Raw genomic sequence first — 8,009 nt, forward strand, 5'->3', positions numbered from 1 at the left:
GACGCCTCTGACACGTTGTCGTTGCGTAGACCGTTGGATTGTACGGGGGGGGGGGAAGAATAATAACGACGGTTAAAGTTTTGTAAAAGATGACCGATAAATATAACCAATAGAGTGAATGCAGCAGATTAGGAGAAAAGTGGAAAAGACTAATATTAAGGAAGGAGGGGTAAGAGAGAAAGGGGCAAGACCTTTTCTAAGGGTAGGTACTGAATCCAAGGCAATAGCGGGAAGCTATATTAAGATGTTACTATTAAATTTACATGGAGGTAAAAAATGGCATTTGTAATTCAAACAAACGTGATGTCACTAAACGCTCAGAGGAATCTGAGGAAGACGCAGCCGCTCTTAACTGAGGCAATGCAGAGGTTATCATCTGGTTACAGGATCAACTCGGCCAAGGATGATGCGGCAGGATTGGCAATTGCAACGAGGATGACAACCCAGACGCGTGGTCTGACGGTATCAGTGAGAAACGCTAACGACGGTCTGTCCATAGCCCAGACGGCAGAGGGTGCAATGGATGAGATAACCAATAACCTGCAACGTGTCAGAGAGCTTGCTGTCCAGGCCATGAGTGGTCAGTATGGTATCACTGACGTCTCCTACATGCAGCAAGAGGTTAACGCTCTGATTGAGGAAATCGGCAGAATTACCGAGCAGACGAAGTTTAACGACAAGAGGCTTTTGGCCGGTACATCTACCGGTGCGTTCACCACAAAGTTGCACGTAAGTTATGCCGCCAGCGACAGCCAGGTACAGCTCGTGCTTAATTCGCTCAACACCGATAATATTGGTGGCGCTACATTTACGGCCACTGGTAAGAATGGCGCCATGGCGTATCTCAAGGACATACACACAGCCACATCGTCGGCTGTTGACGGCATTGGTGATGCCTCATGGGTAAGCAGCACGGGTGCAGCCCCGACGTGGAGTTACACTGCAAGTGCACAGATCACCTATACCGGTACTGCTTCACTCTATGTTGCAGATTCTACCGCAACGTCGGGTTATTCGTCCCGGGCGTCTAACGCGATAGCCATAGTAGATGGCGCAATAAACTTTGTTCTGTCGGAGAAGGCGAGGATGGGTGCAAGGGCAAACCAGATGGAGGCTATAGTGCGTAATGTCGAAAACGTTATCGAGACAACGTACTCCTCACGCAGCCGAATCATGGATGCCGACTTTGCGGCAGAGACGGCCAATATGACAAAGGCAATGATACTACAGCAGTCTGGTATCTCTGTCCTGGCACAGGCCAACAGTCAACAACAGAACATACTTGCCCTTTTGAGGTAAGAACTGTTACGATAGTTATGAGAGTGGGGAGGGAGACATTGTCCTCTCCTTCTCTCTCGTTAAAAATCTCCAGGGAAGATATATTAAAGATGGAGGTGATGATATATGGTTGAGGCAGTAGCAAGCATAATGCCGGTAGGTTTGGCAATGAAGGTTGACGTCTCCGGTATAGGAGATGGGTTGGTGCGCGATATTTCCGGCCAGTTGGACAATAGCGTGGTTGGAGGTGGTGCCGGCCAGAGCGTAAAATGGAATGAGAATGACAACGTTGCCATCAAAGGCAGTGGTAACACCGTTGACGTTGAAAAAGAAACTGGTGATGATTTAAAGAAATTTGCAAATAAAGAGACTGATGACACAAAGGCTGTTGATACAAGTCAGAGTAAGGCGTATTTTGAGATCGACGAGGACGAAAAAGTGATTATCAAGGTGGTTGATGCCGAAGGCAAACTGTTAAAGCAGATACCACCGGATGACTACAAGAAGTCTGTGCGTCGTCTTGAAGAGACCTATAATAAATTGTTTCATAAGGAGGCTTAGACATGGCTACAGTGACGACAACGACCGGAGCATTTTCAGGTATCGATACGGCCGGCATCATCGATAAGCTGATGGCTATCGAGCAGAAACCGCTGGATAAGCTAAACCAAAAAAAGGAAGACTATCAGACGGAAATAAGCTCTTATGGAGAGATATCATCAGCGGTATCAGCTTTGCGTACGGCGGTAAAGGGGTTGGCATCATCCAAGATAGCGTCTTTTGATGTGACGTCCTCCGATGAGACAATATTAAAGGCCACAGCCGGTGTTGGTGCCTCCGCTGGTAATTATAGCATAGAGGTAACACAACTGGCAAAAGACCAGAAGATCAGCTCTAAGGCCTACAGCAGTAATGCGGAGGTTTTCAAGACGGGGACGCTTACCCTCAGAGTAGGTTCATCTTCGGCTGATGTAGACATAAACTATACGAACAATACACTGTCAGGTATAAAAGATGCGATAAATAGCGCCGGTATTGGTGCCAGCGCCTCTATCATAAAAGACAATTCCGGTTACAAGCTGGTAGTCACCTCAAAGGACAGCGGCGCCTCAGGTGGGGTCACTATAGTCGGCAATGACGGAGGACCAACCGGTACGAGTCTGAGCGAACTGAACTTTGACGCCGAGTTACTGGTGGGTAACATGACACTTACACAAGCGGGTCAGGATGCAATTTTCAAGATTGACGGCCAGAGCATCAGTAGTAGTTCAAACACATTAACCGACGTCATAAGCGGGTTGACCATAGACCTTAAAAAGGCTGCACCTGGTACGTCTGTCTCTCTTTCGGTTGGAACCGCGGCGATGTCGGAATCGACAAACGTAAAGGCATTTGTGGACTCCTATAACGCCGCAATGACCAAGCTAAAGGAACTGTCAGCCAAGGGCGAGTCTCTGGATGGGGATCGAACAGTCAAAAGCATCCAATTGCAGTTGCAGATGGTCACAACGACAAGCTATGGTGGTGCGACACTTGCGCAGTTTGGTATCAGTCACGACAAGTATGGTGTAATGGAGATAGAATCTTCCAAGCTGGATTCCTCATCAGCAGATGACCAAGCCGGATTCTATGCAATGATGGATAGCTTAAGCTCGGAATTCGATAGCTCACTCCAGGAGGTCGTCAGGTCCCTGATCCCTGAGAAAACGAACACCCTTAGCAAAAAGATAAGGTATATCGAAGACGATGTGCTCGATTTGACTGCCTCGTTAGCAAAAACCAGGGAGTTGTATCAGAAGAAATTCGCAGCTATGGAAGCAACAATAGCATCGCTACAAAATCAGAGTACAAGTATGGCAAATATGTTGCCGTCTACTAAGTAAATAAGGAGGAATTTATATGACAAACGCAGCCTACGCACAAACTGCTTATATCAGTATGGATATAAGCAGCCTGTCTCCGCTTGATCTCATCATCAAGCTGTATGACGGAGCAATCAGCTTCCTCAGCAAGGCAGTTGTGGCAATCAACAAAAAGGACAAGGTGCAGAAAATCCAGTACCTCAACAGGAGCAGAATGATCATAGAGGAACTGCTCTTTTCACTTAACGTCGAAGATGGAGGTGAAGTGGCGCTAAACCTACAAGACCTCTATACGTACATACTCCTGGAACTCACACGTGTAAATGCCTCCGAATCTATCGATAAGATATACCATATCCAGGAACTGCTAAAAACACTCAGAAGTGCATGGTTCGAAATAAAAACAACAGTGCCGGCATCAGAAATAGCACGGCAACAAATGGCAGTTAAGGCACACTAAAAAAAGATAACACTGTGGTATGGTCAGCGTAATCAAGTGTTGACAAACAATGGTGAGTTGTGTCATACTGATACCCAATGTATGCTAAGGTTACATAAACGAATAGAGTAGATGATATACGGTCATGCCACTTAAGGTAGGTGATAATATAATCTGCAAGTATCAACCTAAGTATGAACAGTATAAAGCGGAGGTATTGTCCGTAAAAGATGAAGACATTGTAGTGAGGCAGCTTGAGTTGGTACCGGTAAGTGTGTTTAAGGGCCAAAACGTGTTTTTTATGGTTGGCGGGTCAGGCTACTTTGCAGAAATAGTCAACGTAGAAGACAACAAAATCTACATGAAAAGTGTTGGGGCTGAAGAACGTGACTCCTTTCGTGTGGAAGATGTGATGCCCGTGATTGTCAAAAAGGTCGATGGCGATGCCCACATAAAACGTGCAAAGGTGATATCTGAAGTCGGCGTCGATATGTCAAGACTCAGGAAATACGTTGGAGATGTCGCAGACGATACGGTCAGCCCGGCAGTGTGGAAAATGCTCGTCGATATAAACGCAAAGCTAGGCGTAATACTCGATATGCTTACCTTCGGTAGAGAAGGCCTTATGAACGCAGAAGAAGTCCAGGTCAATATAAGTGCATCAGGAATGAGCCTCAATGTCAACGAACGTTACAGCGTGAGAGACTGCGTAGAAGTCAAGATGCTCCTGCCAACCTCACCACCTGTAGGAGTTATTGTCTATGGCGTAGTGGTCAGGGTAAGAGACCTTAAAACTATAGCCAACTCTGAAATCGCAATAACCTTCATCGACATGGAAGAAGATGTAAGAGACGAACTTTTGCAGTACACGCTAAAGCGACAAAGAGAAATATTAAGAAGACAACGAGAGATCAGAATACAATAGGAAAATAACTTTAAACTGGAGTGTTAACACACATGAATACGGAAGATAAATGACAGTAGCAGTAGGTATTGCAATAGTCCTCATAGCGGTTATCGGCGGATACCTGATGGAACACGGAAATCTGGCATTGCTGATCAACCCGGCAGAGTTCTTCATAATCGGCGGATCGGCCTTTGGAGCATTTGTTATAGCTACACCCAAGAAGGTCATGTTCCATACCTTTGATAAATTAAAACATATATTTAGCGAAGGTACTGCCCATAAAGAAGCCTACCTGGAACTCCTCTCCCTGCTGTTTTTGATCTTTTCAAAAGTCAGGAAAGAGGGTCTGATCTCTATCGAACAGGACGTTGAAGACCCCAGTAAAAGCGCGGTCTTTACAAAATACAAAAGCCTCTTCGCAAACAAAACAGCCCTCGGCTTTATCTGCGACAACCTCAAAGTTATAATCACAACCAGCATGCCCACACACGAACTGGATGAACTCCTCAATATCGATATAGAGGCCAACTCACACGAAGAAATGCTGCCTGCCATGAGTATCCAAAAGGTGGCCGATGCCCTGCCTGGATTCGGAATCGTGGCGGCTGTCCTGGGCGTCGTCCTGACAATGGGAAAGATCGACAGCCCCCCCGCCGTCTTGGGGCATAGCATAGGGGCAGCACTGGTAGGTACCTTCCTGGGGGTGCTCATGTGCTATGGATTCGTTGGTCCCATAGCCAGCAACCTCGAACTCAAGGCCAAGGAAGAAGAGGTCTACTTCCACGTTATACGCGTGGCGCTGGTTGCCTTTGTCGGCGGTGCGGCACCGCAGATGGCCGTAGAATCCGGCAGAAGAGCCATCCCCAACTCCGAAAGACCTACATTCTCAGAACTGGAGGAATCAATCAGAAAATGAAAGGCCAGAGCATTATTATCAAAAAGGTCAAAAAGGCCGGCCACGGCGGCGGTCATGGCGGCTCCTGGAAAGTGGCCTATGCAGACTTCGTCACCGCTATGATGGCCTTCTTCCTCCTAATGTGGCTGCTGTCAATGGTCTCCCCCGAAAAACGCCTGAAACTGGCATCCTACTTCGCACAACTCTCTATATATGACAGCATCGGATTCTCATTCCTCGGCAAGGGGGCCGAGGTGCTTGATACCCAAATACCTAAGAGTGAGCTTATGCCATCTGACAGGCAAGTTGGCAGCTTCTTCTCCATAAAAGATGAGTTAAAGAAGAGGTTAAAAGAGCAGGTTGAAAAAAAGATGGCTGATGTAAAAGACCAGGTGATGGTTGATGTCGTGGAAAATGGCATCCGTATACAGTTGATCGATAAAGAGGGAGGAAAACCCATGTTCGCCCTGGGAAAGGCCGATTTGACCCCCGACGCAAAGGCTATCATCAAAATCGTCACTGAAAACATAAAGGACATCCAGGATGCCAAGGTCTCCATCGAAGGCCACACCGACGCCCTTAACTATGCCACAACCAAATACACCAACTGGGAACTATCCACCGACAGGGCTTCCACGGCACGAAAAGAACTCGAACTCAACGGCCTCAACCCCGACCGTCTCTCCAAAGTAGCGGGCTTTGCTGCAACAGACCTCCTCATTAAAACAAGTCCCACTGACCCCAGAAACAGGAGAATCAGCATCCTCGTCTTCTCTGAAACCAAGAGCGACGATATTAAAAAAATAAACCCAATAAAAGAAGTACCCCAACTTAGAACTCAATAACCACCATGTCGGTAACAACTAAGCCTGTATGCCAACAATGATATAAGCGCACATGATATACCGTGAATGAAAGTTACGCTGAATCTTTTAGAAGGCCCAGGTGCAGGAAGAAAGTTATTCTTCACCGAACCCGACACCTTCCTCGTAGGCAGATCAAAGAGGGCACACCTGAGGCTGGGACCTGAGGCAGACCGCTACCTGTCACGTACACACTTTATACTCGAAATCCGCTCAACCATCTGCATCATCACAGACCTCAACAGCACAAACGGAACCTTGGTAAACGACAAACGCATCCACAGAATGGAGCTGTTTGATGGCGACCTCATAAGGGTAGGCAATACGCTCATACAGGTCAACATTGATGAGGACGAAACTGAAAAACAAGCGGTGGTCTTATGCACTGTCTGCGGCAGAAACGTTACCGACGAAGTTGGTACCGTTACCCCCGAACAATCCAAAACCATTGTCTACACCTGCAATAAGTGTCAAAAACAACAAAAGGAGCTAAAACGTTTGGCAGCTCTCCAGGCAGAACAGGCTAAGGTCAAACTCAACTTCAACTGCGTCGGTTGTCAGCTCGACCTCTCAGAGGCGGCCAACAGCGATGGCTGTGCTGCGGACTTCCCCGATATGATGTACCTCTGTGATGAGTGCGCCCAAAAACAGCAAAAACCCCCCATCCCATATAAGACGATGGGCGATTATACCGTCCTGTCTGAGCTTGGCAAGGGCGCCATGGGGATTGTCTTTAAGGTCGTGCATCATCACACACGGCGCATCTGTGCAATCAAGCAGATACATGCCGATGCCGTAAGACACGAGGACAGTCGCAAGCTCTTTGAACGTGAAATGGAGGTGCAGTCTATGGTGGCACACCCCAACCTCGTCAGAAATCTCGGAAAAGGTCTGGTGGGAAATGTACCTTTTTTTGTCACGGAATTCCTGCCAGGTGGCGACATATCACAGCTGATGAGGAAGGTCTTCCGTGGCCCTTTGCCTGTGCCACTTGCCGTAAGGATCACGCTTCAATTGCTCAAGGGGTTAAGCTCACTCCACAGCCGGGGGTTCATACACAGGGACCTCAAACCCTCAAACTTCCTCTTAAGTCGTCCCTACGACGACCCCGAATTTGTCGCCAAAATAAGCGACTATGGCCTGGCAAAGTCCTACGAGGATGCCGGTAACTCCCTCTATGACTACACCCAGACTGGAAAGTTCGGCGGCTCGTTGTTGTTTATGCCACCCGAGCAGATAACAAACTACAAGTTCGTCAAGCCCCCATCGGACGTCTATGCCATCGGAGTCAGCCTCTACTTCCTGCTCACCGGCAAGTACACCATCGACGTCCCCAAAGCGGATGCACCAAAACACGCTCCGGGGGCTGCCAAACAAAGAACTCGACATCCCGTCGAGATTATCCTCGAAGACTCGCCCTTCCCAATACTGCAGCGCAAAGCAGACCTCTTGCCACAACTGGCGGAGGTCGTGGACAAGGCCGTCATGAAAGAGGCCGACAAACGATACCAAACCGCCGATGAGTTCCGCGAGGCCCTCAAGCAGGTATCAAAAAAATACAGCTTCTGATGCGTTGCCGTGCTTATGTTATGTGACCACGCTTCAATGGAGTACTACCACAGGTGTTGTTTCGTCTATATTGTAGATGAGGCAATTCGTATCCTCTTTATATTTCATGGTAACTATACTTTAAGGCAAGAAAGAAAGGGGCGGCTCCGCCCCCCTTCAGAACCCCCCGCAAGGGGACCAGTCCCCTTGACCCCAT

The 8,009-nt window shown here is 47.9% G+C and carries 9 protein-coding genes; all 9 read left to right on the plus strand.

What is annotated here, in order from left to right; translation table 11 throughout:
• Positions 1-139: 139 nt before the first annotated feature.
• The 9 genes from HWQ67_RS09400 to HWQ67_RS09440 all read left to right on the plus strand — a co-directional run bounded on the left by HWQ67_RS09400 (position 140) and on the right by HWQ67_RS09440 (position 7,813).
• The gene (locus HWQ67_RS09400) at positions 140-289 is read left to right on the plus strand and encodes a hypothetical protein (protein ID WP_218252430.1); all 150 of its coding nucleotides are present in this window, start codon (positions 140-142) and stop codon (positions 287-289) included.
• Positions 277-1,299, plus strand: coding sequence for a flagellin (locus HWQ67_RS09405; protein ID WP_218252431.1), 1,023 nt, complete (start codon positions 277-279; stop codon positions 1,297-1,299). Before HWQ67_RS09400 ends, HWQ67_RS09405 begins: the two co-directional genes overlap by 13 nt.
• A 105-nt stretch (positions 1,300-1,404) precedes the next feature.
• Entirely contained in the window at positions 1,405-1,839 is a 435-nt protein-coding gene (locus HWQ67_RS09410) for a flagellar protein FlaG (RefSeq protein ID WP_218252432.1), read from the plus strand.
• A gap of 2 nt (positions 1,840-1,841) precedes the next feature.
• On the plus strand, positions 1,842-3,161 hold the full coding sequence (gene fliD / locus HWQ67_RS09415; protein WP_218252433.1) for a flagellar filament capping protein FliD: 1,320 nt from the start codon (positions 1,842-1,844) through the stop codon (positions 3,159-3,161).
• Between the two features lie 16 nt (positions 3,162-3,177).
• A complete protein-coding gene (gene fliS, locus HWQ67_RS09420) occupies positions 3,178-3,600 on the plus strand; it encodes a flagellar export chaperone FliS (protein ID WP_218252434.1) in 423 nt (140 codons plus the stop codon).
• 124 nt (positions 3,601-3,724) lie between these two features.
• On the plus strand, positions 3,725-4,504 hold the full coding sequence (locus tag HWQ67_RS09425; RefSeq protein ID WP_218252435.1) for a PilZ domain-containing protein: 780 nt from the start codon (positions 3,725-3,727) through the stop codon (positions 4,502-4,504).
• A 49-nt stretch (positions 4,505-4,553) separates the two neighbouring features.
• On the plus strand, positions 4,554-5,402 hold the full coding sequence (gene motA / locus HWQ67_RS09430; protein WP_218252436.1) for a flagellar motor stator protein MotA: 849 nt from the start codon (positions 4,554-4,556) through the stop codon (positions 5,400-5,402).
• Positions 5,399-6,226: a flagellar motor protein MotB gene (locus tag HWQ67_RS09435; protein WP_218252437.1), complete on the plus strand. Its 828-nt coding sequence runs from the start codon at positions 5,399-5,401 to the stop codon at positions 6,224-6,226. The genes motA and HWQ67_RS09435 overlap by 4 nt, the downstream gene beginning before the upstream one ends.
• A gap of 66 nt (positions 6,227-6,292) precedes the next feature.
• Positions 6,293-7,813: an FHA domain-containing serine/threonine-protein kinase gene (locus HWQ67_RS09440; protein ID WP_218252438.1), complete on the plus strand. Its 1,521-nt coding sequence runs from the start codon at positions 6,293-6,295 to the stop codon at positions 7,811-7,813.
• The last annotated feature ends 196 nt before the right edge of the window (positions 7,814-8,009 follow it).

Source organism: Candidatus Magnetobacterium casense (assembly GCF_019173545.1).
Lineage (GTDB): Bacteria > Nitrospirota > Thermodesulfovibrionia > Thermodesulfovibrionales > Magnetobacteriaceae > Magnetobacterium > Magnetobacterium cryptolimnobacter.